The sequence below is a fragment of the Bacillus sp. RAR_M1_44 genome, from assembly GCF_020165935.1.
GTDB classification, from domain to species: domain Bacteria; phylum Bacillota; class Bacilli; order Bacillales; family Bacillaceae; genus Bacillus; species Bacillus altitudinis.
Genome location: NZ_JAIUKX010000002.1, coordinates 329,983 through 356,917, shown reverse-complemented (window position 1 = coordinate 356,917; position 26,935 = coordinate 329,983). Strand labels below are relative to the sequence as shown.

25 protein-coding genes are annotated in these 26,935 nt (G+C 40.8%); 20 read left to right on the top strand and 5 right to left on the bottom strand.

The window, feature by feature from the left end:
* The first annotated feature begins 1 nt into the window (after position 1).
* From LCD34_RS15390 to LCD34_RS15375, 4 genes are all read left to right on the top strand, one after another.
* On the top strand, positions 2 to 6,151 hold the full coding sequence (locus tag LCD34_RS15390; RefSeq protein WP_224559709.1) for a SpaA isopeptide-forming pilin-related protein: 6,150 nt from the start codon (positions 2 to 4) through the stop codon (positions 6,149 to 6,151).
* 21 nt (positions 6,152 to 6,172) lie between these two features.
* A complete protein-coding gene (locus LCD34_RS15385; RefSeq protein WP_224559708.1) occupies positions 6,173 to 6,775 on the top strand; it encodes a class D sortase in 603 nt (200 codons plus the stop codon).
* Positions 6,768 to 7,094 carry a hypothetical protein gene (locus LCD34_RS15380; protein WP_017366851.1) on the top strand — a complete coding sequence of 109 codons (327 nt, stop codon included), beginning with the start codon at positions 6,768 to 6,770 and terminating at the stop codon, positions 7,092 to 7,094. The genes LCD34_RS15385 and LCD34_RS15380 overlap by 8 nt, the downstream gene beginning before the upstream one ends.
* Before the next feature lie 415 nt (positions 7,095 to 7,509).
* A complete protein-coding gene (locus tag LCD34_RS15375; RefSeq protein ID WP_224559707.1) occupies positions 7,510 to 8,322 on the top strand; it encodes a leucine-rich repeat domain-containing protein in 813 nt (270 codons plus the stop codon).
* 40 nt (positions 8,323 to 8,362) lie between these two features.
* On the opposite strand, the gene LCD34_RS15370 is transcribed toward LCD34_RS15375, so the two are convergent.
* From LCD34_RS15370 to LCD34_RS15360, 3 genes are all read right to left on the bottom strand, one after another.
* Entirely contained in the window at positions 8,363 to 8,677 is a 315-nt protein-coding gene (locus tag LCD34_RS15370; RefSeq protein WP_017366853.1) for a DMT family transporter, read from the bottom strand.
* Entirely contained in the window at positions 8,678 to 9,022 is a 345-nt protein-coding gene (locus tag LCD34_RS15365) for a DMT family transporter (protein WP_017358819.1), read from the bottom strand.
* An 80-nt stretch (positions 9,023 to 9,102) separates the two neighbouring features.
* On the bottom strand, positions 9,103 to 9,681 hold the full coding sequence (locus tag LCD34_RS15360) for a TetR family transcriptional regulator (RefSeq protein WP_224559706.1): 579 nt from the start codon (positions 9,679 to 9,681) through the stop codon (positions 9,103 to 9,105).
* Between the two features lie 174 nt (positions 9,682 to 9,855).
* Between LCD34_RS15360 and LCD34_RS15355 the strand changes: the two genes are divergently transcribed.
* From LCD34_RS15355 to LCD34_RS15325, 7 genes are all read left to right on the top strand, one after another.
* Complete coding sequence (locus LCD34_RS15355; protein ID WP_224559705.1) at positions 9,856 to 10,404, top strand: VanZ family protein; 549 nt, start codon at positions 9,856 to 9,858, stop codon at positions 10,402 to 10,404.
* Positions 10,401 to 10,865: a DUF6884 domain-containing protein gene (locus LCD34_RS15350; RefSeq protein ID WP_079919255.1), complete on the top strand. Its 465-nt coding sequence runs from the start codon at positions 10,401 to 10,403 to the stop codon at positions 10,863 to 10,865. The genes LCD34_RS15355 and LCD34_RS15350 overlap by 4 nt, the downstream gene beginning before the upstream one ends.
* 150 nt (positions 10,866 to 11,015) lie before the next feature.
* The gene (locus tag LCD34_RS15345) at positions 11,016 to 11,645 is read left to right on the top strand and encodes a rhamnogalacturonan acetylesterase (RefSeq protein WP_017358823.1); all 630 of its coding nucleotides are present in this window, start codon (positions 11,016 to 11,018) and stop codon (positions 11,643 to 11,645) included.
* Positions 11,646 to 11,962: 317 nt separating this feature from the next.
* Complete coding sequence (locus LCD34_RS15340; RefSeq protein WP_224559704.1) at positions 11,963 to 13,003, top strand: NAD(P)/FAD-dependent oxidoreductase; 1,041 nt, start codon at positions 11,963 to 11,965, stop codon at positions 13,001 to 13,003.
* Between the two features lie 75 nt (positions 13,004 to 13,078).
* Positions 13,079 to 14,683 (top strand): helix-turn-helix domain-containing protein, encoded by a 1,605-nt coding sequence (locus LCD34_RS15335; RefSeq protein WP_224559703.1) that lies wholly within the window; start codon positions 13,079 to 13,081, stop codon positions 14,681 to 14,683.
* Between the two features lie 111 nt (positions 14,684 to 14,794).
* A complete protein-coding gene (locus LCD34_RS15330) occupies positions 14,795 to 15,721 on the top strand; it encodes an ABC transporter substrate-binding protein (RefSeq protein WP_224559702.1) in 927 nt (308 codons plus the stop codon).
* A 12-nt stretch (positions 15,722 to 15,733) separates the two neighbouring features.
* On the top strand, positions 15,734 to 17,449 hold the full coding sequence (locus LCD34_RS15325; RefSeq protein ID WP_224559701.1) for an ABC transporter ATP-binding protein: 1,716 nt from the start codon (positions 15,734 to 15,736) through the stop codon (positions 17,447 to 17,449).
* Between the two features lie 250 nt (positions 17,450 to 17,699).
* Here LCD34_RS15325 and LCD34_RS15320 read toward each other — a convergent pair whose 3' ends face one another.
* Complete coding sequence (locus LCD34_RS15320; RefSeq protein ID WP_017358827.1) at positions 17,700 to 18,026, bottom strand: YnfA family protein; 327 nt, start codon at positions 18,024 to 18,026, stop codon at positions 17,700 to 17,702.
* A gap of 354 nt (positions 18,027 to 18,380) precedes the next feature.
* Between LCD34_RS15320 and LCD34_RS15315 the strand changes: the two genes are divergently transcribed.
* The 6 genes from LCD34_RS15315 (at position 18,381) to LCD34_RS15290 (ending at position 22,234) form a co-directional block, all read left to right on the top strand.
* Complete coding sequence (locus LCD34_RS15315) at positions 18,381 to 18,947, top strand: RNA polymerase sigma factor (RefSeq protein WP_008341682.1); 567 nt, start codon at positions 18,381 to 18,383, stop codon at positions 18,945 to 18,947.
* Positions 18,944 to 19,702, top strand: a complete 759-nt coding sequence (locus tag LCD34_RS15310; RefSeq protein WP_047946537.1) for an anti-sigma factor — start codon at positions 18,944 to 18,946, stop codon at positions 19,700 to 19,702. Before LCD34_RS15315 ends, LCD34_RS15310 begins: the two co-directional genes overlap by 4 nt.
* 99 nt (positions 19,703 to 19,801) lie before the next feature.
* Positions 19,802 to 20,011 (top strand): hypothetical protein, encoded by a 210-nt coding sequence (locus LCD34_RS15305; RefSeq protein ID WP_224559700.1) that lies wholly within the window; start codon positions 19,802 to 19,804, stop codon positions 20,009 to 20,011.
* Between the two features lie 377 nt (positions 20,012 to 20,388).
* A complete protein-coding gene (locus LCD34_RS15300) occupies positions 20,389 to 21,396 on the top strand; it encodes a zinc-binding alcohol dehydrogenase family protein (RefSeq protein ID WP_224559699.1) in 1,008 nt (335 codons plus the stop codon).
* A gap of 13 nt (positions 21,397 to 21,409) precedes the next feature.
* Positions 21,410 to 21,937: a YfiT family bacillithiol transferase gene (locus LCD34_RS15295; RefSeq protein ID WP_041506578.1), complete on the top strand. Its 528-nt coding sequence runs from the start codon at positions 21,410 to 21,412 to the stop codon at positions 21,935 to 21,937.
* Between the two features lie 12 nt (positions 21,938 to 21,949).
* On the top strand, positions 21,950 to 22,234 hold the full coding sequence (locus LCD34_RS15290; protein WP_224559698.1) for a hypothetical protein: 285 nt from the start codon (positions 21,950 to 21,952) through the stop codon (positions 22,232 to 22,234).
* Positions 22,235 to 22,251: 17 nt separating this feature from the next.
* Here the strand turns inward: LCD34_RS15290 and LCD34_RS15285 are convergent, their stop codons facing one another.
* Complete coding sequence (locus LCD34_RS15285) at positions 22,252 to 22,731, bottom strand: MarR family transcriptional regulator (RefSeq protein ID WP_008341672.1); 480 nt, start codon at positions 22,729 to 22,731, stop codon at positions 22,252 to 22,254.
* A gap of 168 nt (positions 22,732 to 22,899) precedes the next feature.
* On the opposite strand from LCD34_RS15285, the gene mprF reads away from it, so the two are divergent.
* From mprF to LCD34_RS15270, 3 genes are all read left to right on the top strand, one after another.
* Positions 22,900 to 25,470 carry a bifunctional lysylphosphatidylglycerol flippase/synthetase MprF gene (mprF, locus tag LCD34_RS15280; protein ID WP_224559697.1) on the top strand — a complete coding sequence of 857 codons (2,571 nt, stop codon included), beginning with the start codon at positions 22,900 to 22,902 and terminating at the stop codon, positions 25,468 to 25,470.
* 93 nt (positions 25,471 to 25,563) lie between these two features.
* Entirely contained in the window at positions 25,564 to 26,112 is a 549-nt protein-coding gene (locus LCD34_RS15275; protein WP_008341670.1) for a thioredoxin family protein, read from the top strand.
* 338 nt (positions 26,113 to 26,450) lie between these two features.
* Complete coding sequence (locus LCD34_RS15270) at positions 26,451 to 26,918, top strand: thiol-disulfide oxidoreductase DCC family protein (protein WP_007496690.1); 468 nt, start codon at positions 26,451 to 26,453, stop codon at positions 26,916 to 26,918.
* Positions 26,919 to 26,935: the final 17 nt, after the last annotated feature.

Genomic DNA, 26,935 nt, shown 5'->3' with positions numbered 1-26,935 from the left:
ATTGAAAAGAATATTATCGGTGGCACTGATGACCGTGTTAGTCATACAGTCTAGTATATTAGGAATCTTGCCTTTAGCAGGGGCACAAGCTAAAGACATTCAAGAGAATATCTATGGGAATATTGAATTTGCTGATAGCGAAGGCAACAAGTTATCAAACATAGAAGATCAGCAAGTTAGAAAGGCCATTGTGCATTGGTCTATCAAAGGAATTGATCTCAAAAAGCAATATCCGTATATTCTCTCTCTTCCTTCAGTCATTCAGGTAGAGAAAGAGCAGAAAGAACTCATTACTGTCGATGACATCCCTGTTGGTGAGTATACCGTTTCAAAACAAAATGAAGTGACGGTCACATTCAATAAGGATATTGAGCTTGATCCGAATTTAGAAGGATCTATAGATATTGACGTCACCAGTATAGCTGAGAAGAAAGAGAAAACAAAGCAAAATGAGCATAAAGAAAATCTTTCAAAAGATGATTCAACCTCATCGGAGAAAGACAAAGCTGCTAACAATCAAGAAACTGTTCAAAAGACACAAAGCGATGAAGATGAGTTACTAAAAAACAAAGTGAACGTGTCTAAGCGTGTAGGGCTGCAAAGTGTTTCAAAACAAATGCAGATACAAGAAAATCTCCTTACTGACGCGAAATTAATTTTTGAAGATCAGGAAGGTAATTCAGTTGATAAGCCTGACGTCAACTCACTGATTTCCATTAACTATAAGTGGGCCATCCCAAATGGTCATAACTATAATGGCGGGGATGAATTCCATTTCAAGGTTCCAGAGGAATTAGTCATTTACGAAAAAATCGATCGACTTGAGATGAAATTTAATCAATCGATCATCGGTTATTTTTCTGTAGATGAAAGCGGAAATGCCTCCATCGAGTTCACAGATTTTATTAAACAATATTCAAATATCCAAGGAACACTTCAAGTATGGACACAATTAGATAAACAAACAGTGATCACTGAAGAAAAAGAAGTGGTGATTACCCCGATTGAAGGCAAAGATACGATATCGATTCCGATTCAATACATTCCAAATGGTCCAAATGTCTCTAAAAAGGGAGAACCCAATCGATCTTACAATGCTGAAACCATTCAATGGACAGTCGATTTTAATATGGACTTAGATGATGTGAAACAAGCGAAACTGTTAGATCCGATTCAAGAAGGTCAAGCGTTAAAAAAAGATTCAATCAAGCTTTATCGTGTAGATACAAAGCTAAATGGTGAAACATCGCTTGGACAGCTGCTTGACGAAAATCACTACACCATCGGCCAAACAGCAGATGGTCAAGATTTTACGATCGAATTTAAAGATGACGTGCATCTCGCTTACCGTTTAATGTATGAAACGGACATTACGAATCAAGATCAGTCTGTGTTTCGTAATAAAGCGTCCCTTGTCTCTGCTGATAAAGTGATTAGTTCAGCAGAAGGAACAGTGAATGTGACAAGAGGCAGCCCTTTAAATAAAAAAGCCGCCCACTACGATCCAGTCACTCAAACGATTACTTGGGAAATTCGGTATAACTATAACGAAAAAAAGCTGGCTCAAAAGGATGCTTTGATAGAAGACTTCTTTAATGGTACACAGGCGCTAATATCTGATTCAATTCAAGTCAAAGAAGTCACAATTGATGAGAATGGCAAAGAATCAGGAACAAAAGCGTTTGAAGATTATGTGGTTCAACCTCAAAAAAAGGATGAACAAAACGGGTTTACCTTGCAATTCAATCAAGATATCCAATCGGCTTACCTGATCACATATCAAACAAAAGCAACCGAGCGAATTTTCGAAGCTGAAGACATTATCAATACTGTAACAGCTGGCAAAGAGAGCGAACAAGGGAAGCAAAGAATTGATCAGCAAATCCTAACGAAAGACCACGGAACACCGGATTACAAGAACAAGACCATTCCATGGCGTATCATCTTCAACAAAGATCAACAAACCATGAACAACGTAATATTAAAAGATTCGTTTACAAACGAAGGATTGACGCTGCAAAAAGATAGTTTAAAAGTGACGACAGGTAATACAGTGCTTGAAGAAGGCACAGATTATCAAATCGTTGAACATGCAAATGGATTTGATATTCAATTTACGAAAGAAATCAAGACAGAACATACCATCACATATACAACGTCTTTTGATTATGAAAAAAGAGCAGATAAAGATCAAAAGAACCTGCGTAACCATGTAAAACTTGAATGGGTAAATGAAGATGGCAAGGATTTGACGAAGGAAAATCAATCTGTCTTTACGCCTGACACATACACGCAGTCAAATGGGTTCAAGAACGGAACATATGATGCAAAGAAAAAAGAGATCACATGGAATATCGGTGTGAACTATAATTTGAAACATCTAGAAGAGGCGAAAATCGAGGATTTCATTCAAGGAAATCAGCGTTTGCTTAAAGATTCAATTATCGTCTACTCGCTTGATTTACAAGGCGGAGAAAATGGAGCAGAAGAAAAAGAGGTATTAGCAAAAGAACATTATGACATCAAATTCCTCGAAAATGAAAAGGGAGAATCAGGTTTCGAAGTCATTTTCAAACATGCCATTGATTCCCCATACAAAATCACGTATCAAACAAGTGTTGAAGGAATGGATTTAGTACAGAAAACCTACGAAAATAAAGCGACCCTTTATGATGGAAAGACGAAAGAATCAGACGTGAATGCTGTGGTGTCCATTCCAAATGGAGGGAAATACACGAGCAAATCAGGAAATCAACAAGGGAAAGTAATTGATTGGAAACTGAATATCAACTTTGGTCAATCAACAGTCCAAGATGCGACGATTATCGACCATCCGAGCAGTAACCAAGCCATAATAGAAAACTCATTTCATCTCTATTCGACAACAATAGATGAAAAGGGGCAAGTGACTAAAAAGGATGAGCTGGAAAAAGGGAAGGATTATGAACTAGACCTTGAATTCGATCCAGATTCTTTTCAAATCAAATTTAAAGAAGAAATCACGAGACCCTATATTTTAGAATACCAATCTCTCATTTTAGATAAGGTGGGAAGTACACTTCAAAACGAAGTAACGTTTAGAGGTGAAAATGTAAAAGAAATCAAAAAGGAATCCGAAGCCTCAATTGTGGTCAAACGTACCGCTGGCATGGGAGATGGCACAGGAGCGATTGGCGCTTTAACCATTCATAAGGTAGATGCGAGTAGTGGAAAAGCGCTAAAAGGAGCAAGCTTTTCTCTGACAGATGCTGCGAGCGGTATCGTCATTGGAACAAAGACAACAGATGAAGAAGGAGCTCTTCGATTTGATCGTCTTCTGTATGGTGACTATATCGTGACAGAAGAGAAAGCACCTGATGGTTATTTGAAAACGAAGGAACCGATCAATGTCACGATTGATCAGCCTTACGAATCAGGAGATCAAACGAAAACAGGAAATAGCATGACGGTGCAAAACCAAGAAATCCGCCAGCATGTGAAGCTCACGAAAAAAGATAAAGAAACGGGTGCGGCATTAGAAAATGCAGAATTTGAACTGAAAAATGAATCTGGAGATACCGTCCAAACCCATTTGAAAACGGATGAAAAAGGAGAAATCCTATTCAAACATCTTGAGCCAGGTTCTTATTACTTTGTTGAGACAAACGCACCGAAAGGCTATCAATTAAATCAGCAAAAATGGCCGTTCACCATTAAAGAAAATCAAACAGAAACAACGGTTGTCACCGCAGTAAATGACATCATCAAAGGCTCTGCAGAATTGAGCAAAATAGGTGAAGGCGGAGAGAGACTAGAAGGTGCACAGTTCAAGCTCTTAGATCAAGATGGGCATGAGCTAAATGGTGCGCTTGTCACAGGAAAAGATGGCAAGATCACGATCAACGAACTAAGACCGGGTACGTATCAGCTCATTGAAACAAACGCACCAGACGGTTATGTATTAGATGAAACACCCATCACATTTGAAGTACCACTCGATCCAAAAGAACCAGTCATCATTTCACAAAAGAACCTCTATGAAACAAGTGCACTAGAAGTGATAAAAGAAGGGGAAGATGGCAAGAAGCTTCAAGGTGTTCGATTTGAAGTCTTGGATCAAAATGACAAAGTCGTGCGTAAAGATTTGACAACAGATGAAGATGGGAAGATTTTGGTCGACAACCTCAAACCGGGCAAATATCAGCTTGTAGAGACAGAGAGTATTGATGGTTACCAAAAGAAAAATAAACCTTATCCGTTTACCATCGAAATCGCACAAAAAAAACCGGCAGAGATCAAAGTGATCAATGATCTCAAAACTGGAGCTGTCCAGCTCACGAAACTCGGTGAAAAGAATGATGTGCTTGAAGGAGCAGAATTCAAGCTTGTAGATGCAAATGGAAAAGAGATAAAAACAGGTCTCGTCACAGATGAGAACGGGAAGATCATCGTCAACGATCTGAAACCTGGAACCTATCAGTTTGTTGAAACGAAGGCGCCATTCGGTCATGAGCTTGACGAAACACCTGTCACTTTTGCTATTCCATTTAACCCTGAGAAGCTGGTCAGTGTGACAAAAGAAAATAGCCGCACAACTGGCGGAGTGCTATTACACAAAACAGGCGAAGATGGGAAATCATTAGAAGGGGTTGTCTTTGATCTATCTGATGCCAAAGGAAAGATAGTGGCAGGAGGAGAAGGGATTACAACCAATCAGGATGGAAAGATTACCTTCACAGGTTTAAAACCTGGGGAATATCAATTTGTTGAAAGAAAGAGTCTTGAAGGCTATGAATTGAGTGCGAAACCACTTGTCTTTGAAGTTGAATTAGGTCAAAAAGACTTGATTCAAGTGGAGGCAATCAATCAGCTCAAGAAAGGTTCTGTAGAACTAACTAAAATAGGGGAAGAACAAGAAAGATTGAAAGGCGCAGAATTTACCCTTTTCAATGATGATGGTAAAGAATTGATGTCAGGTTTAACAACCAACGAAAAAGGCATCATCACTGTCAACGATTTGAAACCAGGCGCTTACCAATTGGTTGAAACGAAGGCTCCTTTTGGACATCAACTTGATGCAGAACCAGTAGACTTCAAGATTGATTTCAATCCAAATCAACTGGTGAAAGTGACGAAAGAAAATATTCGGACGACAAGTGCTGTGAAGCTTGAGAAAAAAGGGGAGGATGGTCAATTGCTCGCTGGCGTGACCTTTGACCTGATTGATGCGCACGATCAGCGTGTGAAGAAAGACTTAAAGACAGACAAAAACGGTCAACTGACAGTCGATCAACTGAAGCCAGGAACCTATCAATTTGTCGAAACAGCAAGCATTGCCGGCTATGAATTGGATCAGACACCTGTCTCATTTACGATTCGTTTAGGTCAAGACAAACCAGCAAAAGTAGAAATGATCAACAAACTGACGCCGGGAGCAGTGGAACTGACCAAAGTGGATGCTGAAGGACACACGCTGGAAAACGCAGAGTTTGCTCTTCAGAGTAAAGACGGGAAAACGTTGAAGAAATCACTTGTAACGGATCAAAAAGGAAAGCTTCACATCAACGATCTAAAACCGGGAGAATATCAATTCGTTGAAACGAAAGCGCCTCACGGCTATGAATTAGATGATCAGCCGATCCGGTTTACGATTGAGAAAAATCAGCAGAAGCCTCTTCAATTAACAGCGAAGAATCACTTGATTTTAGGAAGTCTGCGTATCATAAAGGTAGACCAGCAGACTGATAGAACCTTAAAAGGTGCAGCCTTTGACATTCGTACAAAAGCCGGGAAAATCATCAAATCTGTGACAACTGGAAAAGACGGAGAAGCCATTGTCAAAGGGCTTAAACCTGGTGAATATACACTCACAGAGACGAAAGCTCCAAATGGTTATGTAGCGTTAAAAAAACCACTCGCTTTTACAATTCAAATGGGCGAAGTGGAGATCAAGACATTGATTGTAAAAAATGCTCCAATGAAGAATGAAGAGGACCACACGAATCCTCCAGCCTCAGATCAAGGGGATCAACATCCACCTCATGGCTCAAACTCAAACGGGGAGCTGCCAAAGACTGGGGAAGAATGGCTACGTTATTTGATGTATGCAGGTATTTTACTAGTAGTGTCTGGAACTGTTCTTCTTGTTGTCAGAAGAAGAACCATTCAGTAAAAGAAAGGAACGAGTGTATTGATGAAAAAAAGAACCTTATTAGGCAGCTTTTTGTTGGTCGCAGGACTAATGCTCATCTCCGTTCCTTTTCTATATGAGTGGCGAACGTCTCAAGAGGCAGCAGCCATGGAAGAGGCATTGAAAATGATTGAAGAAAATGACAGTGATGCCCTTTCTTCTATTCCACATTTAACTGTGTCAGAAGAAGACCTGCGAGATACGATGGAGCTTGAGATCCCGTCAATTGATTTAAATGAAAAAGTGCTACCTGTTACATCAAAAGAAAATTTAAGTATTGCACTGACTCAAATCAAATCTCATCAAATGCCAGGGGAAGGAAATTTCACGATTGCAGGCCATAGAGGGTATAGAGGCGACCGGCTTTTCCGGCAGCTGCCAGAGGTGCCGAAAGGAGAAAAAGTCGTCTTACATCATCAAGCAGAAACATACGAATACAAAATTGTCAGCTCAGCTACGATAGAACCGACGGATGTTGATGTACTAAAGGATCGCGGGAAAAATGAACTGACATTGATCACTTGTACTCTTGATGGCCAGAAACGATTTGTCTTAAAAGGAATACGAATCAATGCTTCAAAGGATAAGCAACCGTCGGATGTATAACACCAACATAATAGATGATGAGTTTGATGGAAAAGCAACGCTCACGACCGACATGTTACACCAATTGTTAGTAGAACATTATCCCACTTTAAAAAACGAACGTTGGGATGTGGATATAGATACAATTCGGACTTCGCCTATTCTTCATCCTTTATTAAGAAGAAAGATTCCGATAGGTATTGAAAAATTCACATGTGTTTTGTTCACGCAGCAGACAGGGTCCTTTGGAGAGCCTTTGATTGTATACTTTTTATTGGATGAAAAAGGCGAATCGATTTACGCAATGGATCTCTTGCTTGAGCAGCATGATCCACATTAAACGAGAAATAAAAAAGGAAGGGCTTTGATTAACGGGTTCGGTTTTAAGGTGGGAAAATTGTATTAGTCATATAATGAGGACTCTAATTCGTATATGAATTGGAGTTCTTTTATTTGTTTATATGAAAGAGTACGAGCTATCGTCAAGACCTGTGCAGAATATATGGAGGATAGTGAAAGCGAAGTCGTTGATATGTTGTTGCTCCATATTTTAGATGATAAAGATTTTATAAAATGGATTGAAAATAGACTTAATCATCGGCGGATTGTGGTTAAACGGACCAAGGAAGATCATCTAGTTTTTATCCCTTCCCCTATTTCTTCGGCAGAAATATCGGAAAGAATCATGTTTTGACTCCAAACTTCTGATAAAATTCATTTAGATATCCATCATTCGTAGGTGTGGAGGTAAAAGAATGCTCAAAGAAGACCCTGAATATATTTTTCGTCATGATGCACGACCAGAAGCTGTTCATGATTTAGCCGATGTAGATGAAAATGCCACTGAGTTAGTAATCACAGGAAAAACAAAAAATATTGAAAGGTTGAACTCTTTTTCTAACCTCACGAAATTGTGGATTTACAAAGTGAGCCAAAAGGAATTCAATACGATCTTGAGCTTAGTTAATCCCAAAATGCTCTATATGCGTGAACTGAGAGTAGAAGATTTATCAATCATCAGTTCTCTTCAAGATGTTGAGGTATTGTCACTTGAATGGAATACAAAGGCACAAAGTTTATGGGATCTATCAAAAAACACTTTTTTAAAATCTTTATCCATAACAGATTTTTCAAAGTTGAATGACATAGCTCCTTTGCAAAAAAACACTGGTTTAGAATGGTTGCAATTGTCAGGTGGGATTTGGAATACATTAAACTTAAATACTCTACAACCTTTAAGATACCTCAAGAATTTAAAATATCTGTGCTTATCAAATATAAAAGTGAAGGACGAGTCTTTAGAGCCAATATCGGCATTAGAGGGACTCAAGGAACTTGACATTTCAAACCAATTCCCGACAGAAGAATACGCTAGATTATCCGTCACCCTTCCAAATACGAAGTGTGATCGTTTTGCACCATACATCTTTTTATCAAGTCCTATTGTAGATAAAGATGTAATGGTAATTGGAAAGCGGAAACCGAAAATAAATTCAAAAGTCGATGGGGAAAAGTTGAAAAAATACGAAAAACAATTTAAAGCGTACCAAGAAAAGTATAAAAATTAACTTAAAAAGCAATGGATAATCTATTCCATTGCTTTTTCTATTACGCAAATAACTTCAGCCCAACGACGCCAATCACAATCAGCAGCAAGCTGAGGATACGAATCATGTTTTTCGGCTCTTTAAATAGAATCATATTAAACAAGACAGAACCCGCTGTTCCAAGTCCAATCCAAACCGTATAGGCAACGGAGACTTGAACGGAAGAGAACGAGGCGTACAAAAACAAAAAGGATAAGGCAAATCCGCCGACAAATAACATGCCTGTCGTGAGTTGCTTTTTCTTACTAAACATATTGAGACCAATGGTTCCGCCAATTTCACAGGCAGAGGCCAACAGTACAAAAAACCAGCCCATTTATACCGCTTCTCCTTTCTGCTCATGTGCATCTCCATCAGACACTTTCAGTCCAATAATTCCGAGAATTAAAATGCCCATAAATAAAAGCTTTTCTAATGAAAACGAACCGCCGAACAGCGCATAATCCATCAAAGATGTACCAATCGTTCCAACTCCTGCAAACACGGCGTACACAGTCCCTGTCGGCAGCTTCTCGCAGGCTTTCATTAAAAAATAAAAATCAACCGGGATCAGGCAGATAATGATCGCCCACTCCCACACAGCATCTGCTTTATTTAAACCAAACACCCAAAGTAATTCAAATAAACATGTGAGTGCAACATACATCCAGCTTTTTTTCATCGTATTTCCTCCTAAACCTTAAAACTGACGATTCGTCATTTTGAAGCCAAAAAAGAGCGTACAGCAAGTGCTGTACTAAGTTAAGGTGTCTCTATGCCGAGTGCGTAAAGAAGGAATTGTTTGACCTCTCGCTTTTGAATCAGAACCTCTTCTGTATCTGTTTCTGTAAATAAGTACATTTGCTCAGCTGATGATTCAAGTAAACCGATAATGAATTTCGCAGCATATTGACAGTTCAAGTTCTCACGTACTCTTTTGTCCTGTTTTGCCTTTTCTAAAAAAGAAGCGACCCATTTGTAAATCGGTTCATAAATATCTTCCCATTCCTTTAAATGCTCGGTGGCAGCTAAACCTGAATACGTTAGGGCAAGAACATCACGGTATTGTCTTGTAAAAGAGAAAATAAATTCAACTAGTGCATCTGCTTGATCAAGTACATCCGCATGCTGAGTGAGTTCCTTTTCAATGGCAGGGACCATCTGTGCGATTAGATGTTCAGCGATGGCAGGCATGACAGACAGCTTTGAAGGAAAATATAAATAAAAAGTTCCTTGCGCTACTCCTGCTGTTTTCACAATATCCGATATAGTCGTCTTTTCAATTCCCTTCTCTTTAAAGGCATCAATCGCAGCAAGCATAATTTTTTCTCGTTTTGACACAGGATCACCGACCTTAAAATGACTGAATGTCAGTCAGTATACCGAGAAAATGACGATTTGTCAATATGGGTTTCTCGTCATTGAATAGGAGAATAAGTGATGAATAGATGCGGGCAGGCCTGAATAAGCTGTAAATATGGTCAAGCATTATGTGAGAAAGGGGCAGCTCTCCGTATGACATTCAGTGCGATGTTTTCCATGACTTATTTTCTCTTGCTCGTCCCGCTCTATTTACATATGAGATACAGACAGGCGAAAAAACAAAAACGATCTATCTATTTACGAACTGAAATCGTTCTTGCCTGTCTGTTTATGTATACAAATGTTTTATTATATTTGACGGTCTTTCCTAATCGTTTTTCCGCACCAAGGGATCAGGTGAGTGTCAACCTCATGCCTTTGCAGTCCATTTATCAAAATCTCCATGCGTATCATCATGGCTATCCCAATCTTGTTTTTTTAAATTTGGCAGGGAACATTTTGTTATTTGTGCCACTTGGTTTTTTTCTTTATCAAGTATTCCGAACCTTGCGCTGGCAAAAGGCGATTCTTGCTGGCTTTTTCTTGTCAACAATAATTGAAATCCTTCAATGGATATTCTCACAATCTGGTATGATTACAAGAAGCAGCGATATAGATGATATTCTCTTAAATACACTTGGCACAGCGCTAGGTTGTATGTTGTATCGGATGTATCAACGAAGGAAGGAGAAAATCAAGTGAAGCGAGTTTGTATCATTCCATGTGGCGCCAAGAAAATATGGGACGTCCATCCAGAGGCAGGGAGCCAGCCGGCGAACCTCGTTTATTTAAGTCCGCTGCATCAGCGTACGAAAAGCTATGCCCGAACGTTCTTTTCAGACTACCTAATCATTTCAGCGAAGCATGGATTCTTAAAGGCAGATGATATTATTCATGAAAATTATGATGTGGCTTTTGGTACACCGCATACTGATCAGATAACAAGAAAAGCACTAAGTCAGCAATTTCATGAAAAACATCTCACTGCATATGATGAATTAGTGATACTAGGTGGAAAGAAATATCGAAAGGTGATCGATCCGTTATTACTTCCTCATCAGACAGCGATTTATCCGCTGGCTCCATATAAAGGAATTGGCTATATGCTTCAGGCGTTAAAGCAAGCCGTTGAGACAAAAGTAGAACTTCCGCCGCATATTTAACGTATTCACATCTACCGGTAAGCAGGGTTTTGATCATTAAAAAGAGAATGAATGAAGTAGCGATGCTGATTGTTTCATATCTTTTCAGCAGCCACTTGGATGTCCGCATCGCTTATTAGAGTGGCTAGATGAAAAAGGAGGCGTATGAACATGACAACCATCTATTTAGCTGGTGATTCAACCGTTTCATCTTACCCAGATCGTCCTGTTCAAGGAGGGTGGGGAGAGTTTTTACATCGCTACACAGCGCAGGGTGTGAGCGTCGACAACCGCGCAATCGGTGGAAGAAGCTCAAAAACATTCATTGAAGAAGGACGGCTTGATAAAATATTAGCTGACATTCAGCCTGGGGACTGGCTGTTTACACAAATGGGGCACAATGATGCTTCAACGGAGAAGCCGGAACGGCATACAGATCCTTTCACAACGTATAAAAGCTATTTGTCTCAATATATTCACGGAGCAAGAGCGAAAGGAGCTACACCGCTTTTATTAACGCCAGTCGGCCGCTTTCATGAAAAAGACGGAGAATATATCAATGATTTCCCTGACTACTGTGCCGCGATGAAAGAACTAGCCGATGAAGAAGAAGTTCTTCTCGTTGATTTAAATACAGTTAGTCTCCAGTTTTATCAAATTTCCGGCATAGAGAAAACGACTTCTTACTTTATGCTGTCAACAGGTATTGAGGATCGCACACATTTTACGAAAGAAGGGGCAGATGCGATTGCAAGGCTTGTCTCTCTTGAACTAAAGGACCTCGGTTTAACGATTGTGTAACGAAGACAAAGGGCTAAAATGAACTTTATTTTAGCCCTTTGTCTTCGTTTCAGCGTGATAGAAAACCTTTGCAATCTAGGAAGGACGAGTACTGGAGCGGAGCGAATTTGACATTCGTGAGCACCGGAACGCAGGACTGACAAAGGATGCGAGGGTTTGTCTACACGCTGACAGGACGAGTAAATGCTTGTCCTGTTCTTTTTTTTATAGAAAGCTATTGATTCCCTTCGCTACAGTAGACTACAATAGATACATATGATAATGAGAATCAATATCAACGATAAATAGATCATTCAATGAAAAACGGAGGGACTCAAATGACAGAACAACTTGAATTGTTTGACGTTACCATTATTGGCGGCGGTCCAGCAGGAATGTACACCGCCTTTTATAGTGGGATGCGGGATTTAAAGACGAAGGTACTGGAGTATAACGAAAGCCTTGGCGGAAAAATCCTTCTATATCCTGAAAAAGTCATTTGGGATGTGGGTGGTTTGCCACCAACAAGAGGTGAACAGCTGATCCAGCAGCTAGAAACGCAGGCGAAAACATTTGAACCAGAGATTGCGTTGAATCAAAAAATCACGCAATTCGAGCGGGATGAGCATGGTCATATCCTGCTGACGGCTGAAAATGGCGACCGTCATTTGACAAAGACCCTCATCTTAGCGATGGGTCACGGAATTCCAGTTCAGCGAAAACTTGAAATCGAGCATGCAGACCGTTATGAAGTAACAAACCTTTATTACACCGTGCAGGAGCTAAAGACGTTTGCAGGAAAGCGGGTGGTCATCTCTGGAGGCGGAGATTCAGCGGTTGATTGGGCCAATGCCCTCGTTCCAATTGCTGAAAGTGTGACCGTTGTGCATCGTCGTGATATGTTTGGCGGACATGAAAAAAACGTCGCCAACATGAAAGCATCTAGTGCTCGCATTCTCACACCGCATGAACTCACAGAGCTTCATGGTCAAGGTGACAAAATTGAAGCCGTCACCATTCAGCACTTAGAAACAGGCGACATCGAACGAATCGAAACCGATGCTGTCATCGTCAACCATGGCATGAAAGGTGATTTAAGCGTTCTATCAGAATGGGGACTCAAGCAAGGTGAGTGGGGACTCATCGAGGTCAATGAAAAGATGGAAACCAATTTACCTGGCGTCTATGCAGTTGGCGACTTATGCACACATAAAAGTAAAGTGCGTTTAATTGCCGGTACGTTTGTTGATGGAGTTAATGCACTCAATAGCGCAAAGCTATACATCGAACCAGAAGCAGAAAAAGTAGCGTACGTGTCTTCACATAATGAACGCTTTAAAGAGAAAAACAAAGAATTACAAACGGCTGGAGCGCGATAATCACCATTCAGTCAGACATTGAAGTGCTAAAATGGTTTATTTTAGCACTTTTTTATATGGAAGGAGAAAGAGAAAATGACCGCCTATACTCATACAATTCTTCGCATGAAAGAAAGCAGTAAACGATCTCTTTCTGTGAAACAAACGGACTCATGGCAAACATCTTCACTGATGTTCTTGACTACGGACGGTGCGGTGAGAGTTGACATGGAAGGAATTCGATATGAGCTAAATGCAAAAGACAGTGTGTTGATCCGCTCAGGAATAGATGTCATGGTTGAATCTTTATCCAGCGAGCAAGTAGTGATCTATACGGTCACATTTGACCAATTCACTCTGGCACATGATGCACAAAATGAATTGGTCTATAAGGTGAATCACGATCATCTCCCTGATAACGGGGAAGTGGTGAAAGGCTCTGCCGTCCTTTTTTCTTACATCAAACAAATACAGACGAGCCAAATCATACAAGAACAGGCGAAATGGCTGGAAGAAATCATGTTCATTTTCCGCAAACAATCCAAGCCATACAACGAAAAAGTGCATTATTCGATTAACATGATCTTGCAGTATATGGCTGAGCATTATGATCAAAAACTAACAAGAAAAGACTTAGCTCATAAGATGGGGTTTCATGAGAGTTACTTTTCTACCTTTTTCAAACAAAGTATGGGGATGAGTGTGACAGAATACATTGCACAAATTCGAATAGACGAAGCCAAAAAACGTCTTCTGCAAACAGACGATCAAATTCAAATCATAGCACGGCAAGTCGGGTATGCAGACAGTTTATATTTCAGCAGGAAGTTCCGTCAAAAAACAGGAAGAACGCCCAGTCAGTTTCGAATGAACCGAAGACCAGAGCGGATTGCTGCTTTTCAATTTGTCGGGTTATTGGTTGCAATAGGCATTGAGCCTGTTTGTATTGACGAAGAAACCGATCTCCATTCAGATATACTCAAAGAACATCTGGCCAGTTCGCTTATCATAAATGAACATACGCCTGATGACGTCTTTAAATCACTTCAATTAGATGTCATCATCGTCCCTAACTATTATTATTCAAAACCTGCATTGATCAAGCGATTGGAGCAAATCGCACCTGTTCTTGTTCTGCCATACGCTGGTCATCATGCTGTACAAGATGTACTGTCTATAGGACGCCTTTTAGGAAGAGAAAATGAGGCAAACGATTGGGTGAAACGATTTGAACAACTTAGTCAACAGGCAAGAAACACCCTGTCTTCCTTTAGAGAAAAAGGCGAGACCGTTGCGATCTATGAAATGAGAGGACATGACAAAGTGTATATGTGGTCCTATGAGGCAAGAGGGGCCTTCTATCTTTACGAAACGCTTGGCTTAAAACCTCCAAAAGCCATTTTAGAAGAAGTTCTTCTTCCTAATCAACATACAGTCATTCCTTTAGAGAGACTTGGAGAATACGAGGCGGATCATATGTTTTTTATTGTCTCTGACCAATATGGGTGGTATAAGCAAATGGACAAGCGAATGGAAGAAAGTGATGTTCTTCGTCAATTATCGGCTGTGAAAAATGGTACCTTTTATCCAGTAAAACTGGAGGAGTTTCGATTTGATGAAGGAGAGCGTGCACTTCTTTTGATGGACCGGTTTGTCTCTCAATTGACACAGTCAGCCTATCCAACAATTATCCATATGTAAGTTGCGAGAATCCTCCATAGACCACGACAGATGAGGTTGATAGAATACATGAGACTAGTAATTGATAACTATTCTCATTTGTAGTGGCGAAAATGAAGGAGGAATATGGAGATGAAAAAGACGTATTGGATATGTGCTGTCATTCTTCTAATGATATTGACGGCTTGTGGCAATAAAGAACAGGCCAAAACAGCAGAATCAAAGCAAGAAACGAAAACGGTTGAAACAGTGAAAGGAAAGATAGAGATTCCAGCTGAACCTAAACGAATTCTCGTAGATGGATATTTAGGGAGTGTGATTGCACTTGACGTTCAGCCTGTTGGATCGACAACGCAGGATTTAAAGAACGTACACTTAAAGGGCAAGATAAAAGGAATAGAGGACATCAGTGACGAGCGTTCAGCTGAAAAAGCACTTAGCTTAAAGCCTGATCTGATTATCACAGCCGTACAGGATGAAAAAGTCTATGATGTGTACAAAAAAATAGCCCCTACCATCGTGTATCCTTACGGTTCTTTCAAAGATGCACATGAAGAAATAACGACGCTGGCAAAAATTTTAAATAAAGAAGAGGAAGGAAAAGCATTCCTCACCGCCTTCGATCAACGAATTGAGGCTGCTAGGAAAAAAGTGAAGTCTGCTTTAAAAGAGAATGAAACGGTCTCGATCATGGGCGCTTTTAAAAATGATGTCTATGTATATGGTAACGGAATTTATCGAGGCGGGCAGGCATTATATCAGCAATTACAGGTAAACCCGCCAAAACAGGTCAGAGATACAATTTTAAAAAGTAAGACAGGGTATGAAGTCATTTCTTATGAAACCCTTCCTGAATATGCAGGAGACTACATTTTCATTGATGAAAGCAACGGCGGAACATTTGATAAAAACAATTCTATTTGGAAGAGTCTAGAATCTGTCAAAAAAGAGCAGACCTATCAAATGGATACAGAGTTCTTCTGGCCTTACGATCCGATTGCAGTAGCCAATCAAGCGGAAGAGTTTGCTGACATATTGACAGAAATGTCTGATCGGTAGGAGGTCTGTCAATTGTTAAAGCGTTTCTTCTCATACTACAAACCATATATGGGGCTGTTTATATTAGATTTTTCCTGTGCGGTACTGGCAGCCTTACTCGAATTATCCTTTCCCCTTGCCATCAGTAAAGTGATGGACGATTTGCTGCCAAATGGTGATTGGGATGCCATTTGGTTTTGGGGCATTCTGCTCCTCAGTTTATACGTGATCAGCTCTACGATGCATTATGTCGTGACCTATTTTGGGCACAAATTAGGCATTAATATAGAAACGGATATGAGGAATCAGCTATTTTCTCATGTACAAAGAATGTCCTTTCGCTTCTTTGACAAAAAGAAAACGGGAAAACTCGTGTCCCGTATGACAAATGATTTAATGGATATTGGTGAAATTGCGCATCATGGCCCGGAGGATTTATTTATCGCGATCATGACACTCACGGGTGCCTTTGGCTTGATGCTGTCGATTAATTGGCAGCTGGCAGTTCTCACATTTATTGTCGTTCCATTCTTGATCGGGTTATCCGTCTACTTTACGAAAAAAATGTCTGCTGCTTTTGATAAAATGTTCTCGAGTATTGGTCAATTCCATTCACGTGTGGAAAACAATATTAGTGGCATACGGGTTGTGAAAGCATTCGGAAATGAATCACATGAAATGGACCGATTTATTGAACATAACGAGCAATTTAGAAAGACAAAGCTAACCACATATCAAATGATGGCTGTGCATACCGCTGTCAGTCATTTTCTTATTAAGAGTGTGACAGTGTTTGGCCTTGTATGCGGCGCATGGTTTGTGCTGCAAAAAAATATGACGTATGGGGAATTTGTATCATTTGTGCTATTAACAGGCATCTTCTTAGGACCCATTCAACAAATCAATGCAGTCATTGAAATGTATCCAAAAGGTGCAGCGGGCTTTAAACGATTTGCATCACTCATCGATCAATCACCTGATGAAAAGGATGCGGATGATGCCATTGAAGTTGATCAGTTAAAAGGGGATATCGTTTTTGAGCACGTGTCTTTTCAATATGAATCAGACAAACCGGTTCTTCATGACATCAATCTTAAGGTGAAACAAGGAGAGACCATTGCGGTCGTAGGTCCCTCTGGTGCTGGGAAATCGACGCTTTGCAGTTTGCTGCCACGTTTTTACGAATGGCAGGAGGGTACCATTACAATTGATGGCATAGAGACAAGAAAGATGACACTGCCTTCGCTGCGGAGACAAATTGGTGTCGTCCAGCAAGATATTTATTTATTCCATGGGACCATCCGAGAAAACATTTTATACGGAAAACTCGATGCATCTGATGAAGAAGTGTGGCAGGCAGTGGAGAAAGCCCAACTGAAGGATCTGGTAAATAGCTTGCCAAATGGGCTTGATACGATCATCGGTGAACGCGGGATGATGTTATCTGGCGGACAAAAACAGCGTATCTCCATTGCACGTATTTTCCTTAAAAATCCGCCAATTTTTATTTTAGATGAAGCCACATCATCTCTGGATACGGAGACAGAATCCTTTATTCAGGGCTCACTTGAAGAACTATCTGAAGGACGAACCACGTTTATTATTGCGCATCGCCTAGCGACCATCCAGCATGCTGACCGGATTGTGGTTTTGACAAAAGAGGGCATCAAGGAGCAAGGCAGGCATGAAGACCTGCTGGAAATGGACGGCATGTACCGGCGTTTGTATGAAACACAGTTTAGAATGTAAAAGAGGAAAAGCCGGAATATTGCCGGCTCAGCGTGTAGACAAACCCTCGCATTCGGTGTCAGTCCTGCGCTTCGGTGCTCACGAATGTCAAATTCGCTCCGCGCCGATGCTCGTCCTTCCTAGACTGCAAAGGTTTTCTATCACGCTGAAAAGAAGACAAAGGGCTAAAATAAAGTTCATTTTAACCCTTTGTCAACAATCTGAAGCCGGCATATTGCCGGCTTTTTAGCGTGTGATCATCATCCGACCATTAACTGCGGGGGGCAAATAACATCACACTGACACCAGCTAAACAGATCAAAGCACCCATCCAGTCATAGAAATCAGGGGTTTTGCGATCGACCCACCAGCCCCAAAACACAGCGAGAACGACAAAAACACCGCCATAGGCCGCATAAACCCGCCCAAAGGTCGGGAACTGCTGGAATGTAGGGATGACGCCGTAAGCGACCAAGATGAGGCTACCTGCGATTCCATAGCTGACGGGTTTTGCTTCACGCAGCCACAGCCAGACAAGATAACCGCCACCTATTTCAGCCAGACCAGCTAATAAAAAAAGAACAATCGTTACAATCATTGACGGACACTCCAGTTCTCCTGTTTCGTTCTATTATGACATGATGAAAGGATGCGTTCTACCTGATGTAAATTGAGAGACTAATGAAAGTTTGCTAAAATCAACTGAACAGTGAATGAAACACATGGATTCTTGACTTTCAACGAGGCGGGTGATCCAAATGGTCAATCCATCCGTTGAGTAAGTACATTCTCATGAGGAACACATTTCCTTTTTCAGCGCTCTTTTTTTCTCCTTGAAAAAAGAGTAAAGTACAAAGGAGGCTTATCTCAGCAATTTGAGTGATGAGCCATACGTGAAGATTTCATGATGAATGCATAATGCTCTTTCTCATGAAAAAGGAAGGAGATGACCATGGACACACTGAAGGATTTTGAGCTGTATCACAAGATCAAACATGATCGACACAAGCCCTCGCTTGAAATATTGTATGATCGCTATGAACGTGTGTTATATTCGTTTATTTATAAAATGACTGGAAACCGTGAGCTGGCGGAGGAAGTGCTTCAAGAAGTCTTTATTAAGCTCTGGCGCGGCATAGGAGAATACAATACAGATAAAGGGAAATTTTCCTCATGGTTATTTATGATGTCACGAAACACGGCAATCGATCTATTAAGGAAACACCGAAATGAAACAGCTCTTGAAGATGAGCATATTGAATACTTGGCAGATCATCAAGAAGATGTGTCAAAAGAAGTAGAATGGAACGAAGAAAAACAAATCATACGTGAAGCAGTATCAACATTGTCGAAAGAACAGCAAACCATCATCGAAGATGTCTATTTTAAAGGAATGACACAAAAGAGCATTGCGGAAAAACTAGGCATCCCTATTGGAACGGTGAAGGGAAGAGTTCGATTGTCATTGAAGCATTTACGAACGAAACTGTCTCGCGGAGGAAAGGAGGAAGAGGCATGACTCAGTGTAAACATCAAGTCATTGATTACTTTAACGGGCATTTACAAGGAGAAGAAAAGACGCAATTTGAAGAACACATCAAACATTGCTCGGCTTGCAAAGAAGAGCTTGAAGAACTGACATCGCTCATGTCTGATATTCCGTTTCTAGCAGAGGACGAAACGCCTCCGGCAGGGATGAAAGACCGCATTTTATCAAGAGTATTTGAAGAAGAGATACCAGAGACAACAATCGCTGCAAAATCGAACCCGCCTCAAGATCTCAAAATAGTTCGTGATGCAAATGAGATGAAACCGCCAATGAAGAAGAAAAATCAATGGCTTTTGCCTCTCGTTGCCGCACTACTTCTCATTTCTGCAGCTGGGAACGTGTATTTCTTAACAAATGGAACAGATCAAGCAGAACAACCTGTCAAAGTTGTTGCGACAAAATCACTGGCATCTGCCGAATCAGCAAAAACAACGGGTGCTTTTTCAGTGATTGAGCATCACGGCAAAAAAGAGCTTGTCGTGAGTGCTGACGGATTAAAAGGCCAGCTTGATTCATCAGCTGTTTATCAAGTATGGCTCATTAAAGGAGATCAGCCCGTTCCGGCCGGTGCCTTTAAAACAGATAGCAAAGGGGAGGGCACCGTCACCTATGCATTATCTGAAAAAGAAGCAAACGAATCATGGGATACTGTGGCTGTCACCCTTGAACCAAAAAAGGACAACAAGCTTCCGCAAGGCCCTGTCGTACTGAGTGCTGCATTTTAAGCTTGATTCATGAAGGATGCCTTTTTCAGGGCATCCTTTTTTGATAGGCAGAAGGAACCTTATGACAAATGAGACGTACTACATATAGAGGTGAGACACATGCAGCGATACATAGAAAAACAACTATTTCTCTTATCAGCTAGACACGCATTTACCGCATTTTATTTTTTGGTGATCCCATTCATTATAAAAGACCTTTTTGAATCAACTCCTTTATTTATGGTCATGATTGCTCTTTTTATCATTCATCATCTAGTGACAAGTATCGTATGGTTTTATAAATCAAGAAACATTCGAAAGCGTCAATAAGGTGACCTAACCAAACGGGGACATCTCGTTGTCCAGATCGTGCAGAGGCTCGAACAGCTCATGATGCTCGGTTTTGTGTTGTTATTGATCAGTGGATGGATGCAGGGAGACATTGTGACGCTATTATTCACAATTTTTCTGTTTATCGTCGTTTTCTTGCAGCACATTCAGTTTTATTATGTTCAGTACTTTTTTAAATCGAGCGGCTGGTTCACCTATGTCCTCTCTTTACAAAAGGCTCGTCCTTCTTACATCGTGAGGGAACGAAGGGCTTTGAAGAACTCCTAAATGTGCAATCGCTTGCTGACTGATCCATCAGCATCAGAAATGTATGATAAAATGTGGAAAAGAAGCATGGAGAAAGGGAGTGCGAGCGAGTGAAAGCAGTTGGATTATTTGAGTATTTGCCAATTGAGCATGAACAAAGCTTGATCGATCAGGAGGTGGCAAAGCCCAAAACAGCTGGCAGGGATATTCTGGTGAAAGTAGAGGCTGTGTCGGTGAATCCAGTGGATACAAAGGTGAGGTCACCGAAGAATCAGAAAGAAGAAGAACTGAAAATTCTTGGCTACGATGCAAGCGGTACGGTGATGGAAGTGGGCGAAGCGTGTACGTTGTTTCAGCCTGGTGACCATGTCTATTACGCAGGAGATATCACGCGACAAGGCTCAAATAGTGAATACCAGCTTGTGGATGAGAGAATTGTGGCGAAAAAGCCTGCAAATCTCTCTTTTGCCGAAGCAGCTGCCATGCCTCTTACAACAATTACGGCATATGAAGCGCTATTCGACCGAATGCATATGAAGCGGGATGCAGAAGGCTCGACCTTGCTGATCATCGGTGGTGCAGGCGGAGTGGGCTCCATTGCCATTCAACTTGCCAAATTAGCGAAAGTAACTGTGATCGCCACTGCTTCAAGACCTGAAACAAATGAATGGTGTCTCTCATTAGGGGCTGATCATATCATTGACCATCACGAGCCGCTCTTAGCGCAGCTTCAGGAAAAAGGGATTGACGAAGTGGATTACATTTTATGCTTAAATGATACAGATGGCCATTTCAAAGGGATGGCAGAAGCGATTAAACCTCAAGGAACGATCTGTACCATTGTTGAAAATCAGCACCATTTAGACATTCAATTACTCAAAAATAAAAGTGCTGCATTTGTATGGGAATTCATGTTCACACGGCCGATGTACAAAACCTCGGATATGATGAAGCAGCACGAGCTTTTAAAAGAAGCGAGTACATTATTTGAAGAGAAGAAGTTAAAACATACATTAACAAAGGTGCTCAGCCCCATCAATGCCGCCAATTTGAAGCAGGCACATCAAACACTTGAGCAAGGGAAGATGATAGGTAAACTTGTTCTAGAAGGATTTTAAGGAGGGGCAGCAGATGACATCATTACAATATCCGATTGGCTTATATGAACCGGTGGACCAACAAACGAAAAAGCAGCTGGAGGCATGGATTGATGAGTTGGCACTCATTCCTCAAAAGTATGAAGAGGCAGTTGTCCCATTGACAAATGATCAGCTGGATACCCCATATCGGCCAGGAGGATGGACCGTTCGTCAGCTCATTCACCACGTAGCGGACAGCCATCTGAATGCCTACTTGCGATTTAAACTTGCGCTGACAGAAGAAACACCGCACATACGTCCATATGATCAGGAGGCATTTGCCTCACTTCCTGACAGTAAGGCGCCTATCAGCCTATCGCTGCCGTTAATCAGCAGTCTACATCGCCGGTGGGTCACATTACTTCGTGAGATGACAGAGGAAGATTTCAACGCTGCATATTACCATCCAGCCGATCAACAAACGGTGTCCTTGTATGATGCAACAGGAATGTATGTCTGGCATTCACAGCATCATCTTGCCCATATCACGGAATTAATCAAAAGAAATCAGTGGAAGTAAAGGAGTCAACACATGTCAAGTAGAAGAATTGTTGGCGCTATGTTTATCTGCATGGCGGCATTGTTTTATATAGCAAAATTCGTTTTGTTTGAGATTCGTTATGGTGGAAATGTAGGCGGAGAAAGAACGATCGAGGAACTGGAAGATATACTCCCAGGCGGTACGTGGATCAGCATCATTTTTCTCATTATCGGTTTAGGTTATCTCTTGTGGGATGATCGGGAAGTCATTCGTCAGTATCTTTTGAACCCAGATAAACAAGGAAAAGAAGAAATAAAAAAGACGGACCTCAATTGACCGTCTTTTTTCCTTTTTTAGCCACGTTCGGGACGAAGTGCTTTTTCTAAAATAGCTAGACCTTCATTAACTTTTTCTTTTTCCTCGTCATTGAGCCGTTGCAGGGAATTTTTAATTTTTTCATGCCCTTTTTGATAAATACTTCTGAAAATATTTTTCGCTTCCTCTGTCAATTCTACGACAATGATTCGACGATCACGCTCAGAATGCTTTCGTTCCACAAAGTTCGATTGTTCTAACCGATCAAGCAGCCCTGTCATATTGGACAAAGAAGCCCCCATTTTTTCAGCAATTTCGGACACCTTAAGAGAGCCATGGTTATTGAGCAGCATGAGCACCTTCATTTGAGGCATACTCATATCAAGCTTCATCCATTCAGAAACATCTCCAAGTCCTGCAGCAGTGAGCACTTTCATATACAGCACCCATGTCTTTTTTTCCTCAGGAGATAGGATTTCCTCTTTTAATACGGTGGTGTCATGAATATTATATTCCACGCTTGTTCACTTCCTTTAAGCGGCTCTTTTCTTTATATTACTGATTTTTACTTCTAATTGAAAGTATCATGAAGCTTTTGAATGTTAAACTGCATGAATTAAGTGGTATTTGTTGTATAATAATGGTCAGTTGGAATTAATGAAGCAACTTAGAAAGTTGGGAAAAACATGTGGAACAAAAAAACGGGTATGACGATCTTAAAAATGCTTTTTCCGATCGTGATCATCCTTGTCTTAATTTTTGTCGCCAAGCAGGAGCTGAGCGGCCTTTCCATTAAAAAGACGTTTTATATTATTGACAGCTTGAATCGAATGGACTTGTTTATTCTTGTCTTTCTTGGACTTGTCGCTGTTTTATCCATGTCCTTATATGATTTTATTTTAAGAAAAAGCCTTAATATGCCTATCAGCGGCTGGAAAACGATCCGAATTTCTTGGATCGCCAACTCCTTTAATAGTGTGCTTGGTTTCGGTGGTTTATCAGGAGCAGGGCTTAGAACGCTTCTATACAAGGAATACATAACCGATACGAAAAAACTGCTGAAAGGCATAGCCCTTTTAACATCCTCCGTTCTGCTAGGCTTATCTATTTTCAGTGATTTGATTTTAGTTAGGGTCCTGCCAGTTGAAAGTATTATTAGTCAGGAGCCGTGGTTATGGGCATTTGTCATTATTTTTGCTTGTATTGTGCCCATTTACATCATCATGGCGTCCATTCGAAAAAGCTCGATTGAGAGCGGTGAAAACGGACTGAAGCACCCGATCTATGCTTATATTGGTGCATCGTTTTTAGAGTGGCTGGCAGCTGGTCTTGTCATGTACATGGCTGTTGTCTCTATGGGGATGAACGTTGATGTCCGAATTGTATTAGGCGTCTTTGCGATTGCGTCAATCGGCGGTTTAATTAGTATGGTTCCGGGCGGATTTGGTTCGTTTGATCTGATCTTTTTACTCAGTATGCAATACATTGGGTTTGATAAAGAGATGGTGCTGACAGCGCTTGTCTTGTACCGCTTCGTTTACTCCATTTTCCCGTTTATTCTTGGACTTTGTCTAGCGGCATACGATTTAACTGGAACAACACTCAGGCGTCTTGAAGGCAATCCGAGAATGGCGCCTGCTATTGAAACAACAAACGTCTTAATTGTGTTGCACCGAGCGCTGCTCATCCGTTTATTGTACGGATCTTTGTCCATTTTAACGTTTGGAAGCGGTTTGCTCATTATGGCTTCCGTTGTGCTTCCTGTTGATCGTTTAGGTGTGATTACAACCATTCCACGCTTTTTGTTATCAGGATTTAATGGTCTTTCTTTAATGTTCGGGATCATTTTAATGATTTTGTCCATTGAAGTGTATAAAAGAACAAAACGGTCTTATCTATTGACAATGATTGCCCTAGCAGGCGGCTTTGTGTTTACTTTACTAAAAGGGTTTAACCTGAGTTTGATCTTTATATTGCCGGTCATCATGGTGGTATTTTTCTCGCTTCGAAATCAATTTGTGAAGCAGCAGGCGCCTTATTCTTTGAATCAGTTTGTGGCCGCCGCCGCCGGATATTTACTCGTGTTGTTTAACTATAATGTCATTGGAAACTTCATTTGGATGAAAATTGGTCATTTTCTAAGCAAGGACTATTTGGTTCATAATGAACGGCATATCACGATGACCAGTATGATTGCTTTAATTGGCGTCCCTCTTTTCTTTTTCATTAGCAAATTGATTTTTAATAAAAAAGCAGTTCCGATCGGCGAAGAAGCCGATGAAGAAAAATTAAAAACTTTTCTCGAAGAAAAGGGAGGAAATGCTCTTAGTCATCTAGGTTTTTTGGGAGACAAAAAGCTGTTTTTCTCAAGTGATGGAGAGGCGATGCTTCAGTTTGGCCGGATTGGCCGTTGCGTTATTGTGCTTGGAGATCCTTCTGGGCGTAGAGCCTCTTATCCGCTTGTACTGGAAGAATTCTTGGAACAGACAGAAAAAGCAGGCTATCGTGTCGCTTTTTATCAAGTAGAGCGCGAAGGAATGGCGCTTTATCATGACCTAGGTTTTCACTTCTTTAAGCTTGGGGAAGAAGCCATGGTCGATTTAGAAACGTTCTCTTTGTCAGGAAAGAAAAAATCAAACTTACGGGCTGTCGCAAATAAATTTGAACGAGAAGGCTATACGTTTGAAATGCTGGAGCCGCCCTTTTCAGAGGAATTGATCTCAACCTTAAAACAAATCTCTGACAGCTGGCTGGGCAAGAAAAAAGAAAAAGGATTTTCATTAGGCTATTTCAATGAAGACTACATTCAAAAAGCACCGATTGCGATTTTAAAGGATGAACAAGGACAGATCATATCTTTTGTGTCCTTAATGCCGATGTACCAAAAAGGAGAGATATCCATCGACCTCATGCGTCATATGCATGATGCACCGAACGGGATGATGGATGCGCTGTTTATCCACCTCTTCCAATGGGCGAAAGAACAAGGCTACACATCCTTTAACATGGGAATGGCGCCATTATCGAATGTAGGCACGTTCCATCAGTCCTTTCTGACAGAACGTTTGGCGAGTGTCATCTTCAATAACGTCAGATATATGTATAGTTTCAGCGGCTTACGGTCGTTTAAACAGAAATATAAACCAGAATGGCGCGGAAAATATTTAGCGTATAAAAAGAATACATCACTGCCTGTCACAATGGTGCTCGTCACTAAGCTGATAGGAATGGACCCAAATCGAAAACGGCGTCCATAAGTCCAAAGAACCTTTACCTTTCACTAGGTGAAGGTTTTTTTAGACAAAAGAATAGCAAAAGTGGTAAAGTTGAAGGGTAAGGGGGATGTTCACATGACACTAAATGAATGGTTTACAAAGGGATTAGCTGAACGTACATATGTACACAACATGGAGAAAAATCGTGAAAACTTACTCACGGTGTACAACCAGTACGCAATTCATCAAAAGGAAAAAGAGCTGCTTCAAAAACTTCAAAAGAAAAAACTGAGAGCGCTTGTGATCACGGCAGATTGGTGCGGCGATGCGATGGTCAATGTACCTATTTTCATGCGTATTGCAAATGAAGCACTGATTGATGCGCGCTATTTCATTCGGGACGAGCACCTAGACCTGATGGATCAGTATTTAACGAACGGGACCGCAAGATCGATTCCGATTATCGTCATCATTGATCAGGACGGGAAAGAAGTGGGGAAATGGGGACCTCGCTCAGCAGAAGCTCAGCGCTTTGTCGACGAGAAAAAGCCGGATAAAGATGCACCCGATTTTGAGGAAGCATTTAAAGTGTTTGCGAAAGAAGCCGCACATCACTATACGACAGATCGTTACTTATGGAAAGATATTGAGAAAGAAATAGTAGAAGTTTTGGCAAAAATATAAACCAAAAGACTACTTCGCCGCAATGGGAAGTAGTCTTTTTTTATCTTGTTTTTGCGTTTCACCTACAAAACACCGCATAAAGATGTAGAAAAACCGCAGAATTCTATCAAATACCGCAGAAAACCGCAAAGCATCACGATTTTCCCAACCACTTTTAGTTGAAAAACCTCATATATGCCATGAAAACAGCTATTTTGCCCTTATCTAAAGGCTCATATAACGCACGTCGGATGGCTTTTTCCCAATACAAGAGGCCCAGCAACTATAGTAATCTAGTTGTAATCTCCTTTGAACGAACTAAAAAAAATAAATGAAGGAAAAGGGCTGGCGATCAATTTATGAAAAAAATCATCTATCTCGATCAAGAAAAAAAGAAGCTCGCTGAATCAAAGAAAAGAGAACAGCGTTCCATCAAATCACTCAGACTGCTTGTGTTTTATGACGGACAAAGTCCTTCATGTGCAAAAGCGATTGACCTGTTGAAATCACTCGATTGGAAAAACCGAATTCACTTTGAATCATTTAGACACTCACAGCTGCTGAGACTGAATAAAATTAGTGAAGAGAAGGCAGAGAAACGAATCGTGTCTATTTCCTTAGCGAAAAATCAAAAAAACTCAGGGATTTATACTTGGCTGAGAATGGCTTGTCACATCCCTGCATTATGGGGAACGGTCCCATTCATTGTACTCAGCATTTGGCTTGGCTTTGGGCAGCATGCTTACGATTATTTTGCGAGAAAACGGTACATTCATTCTGTCGAACAAGTCACCCGTCCCGATACAGATCAACAAAAAACCATCTAATCATAGAAAAAGCATGA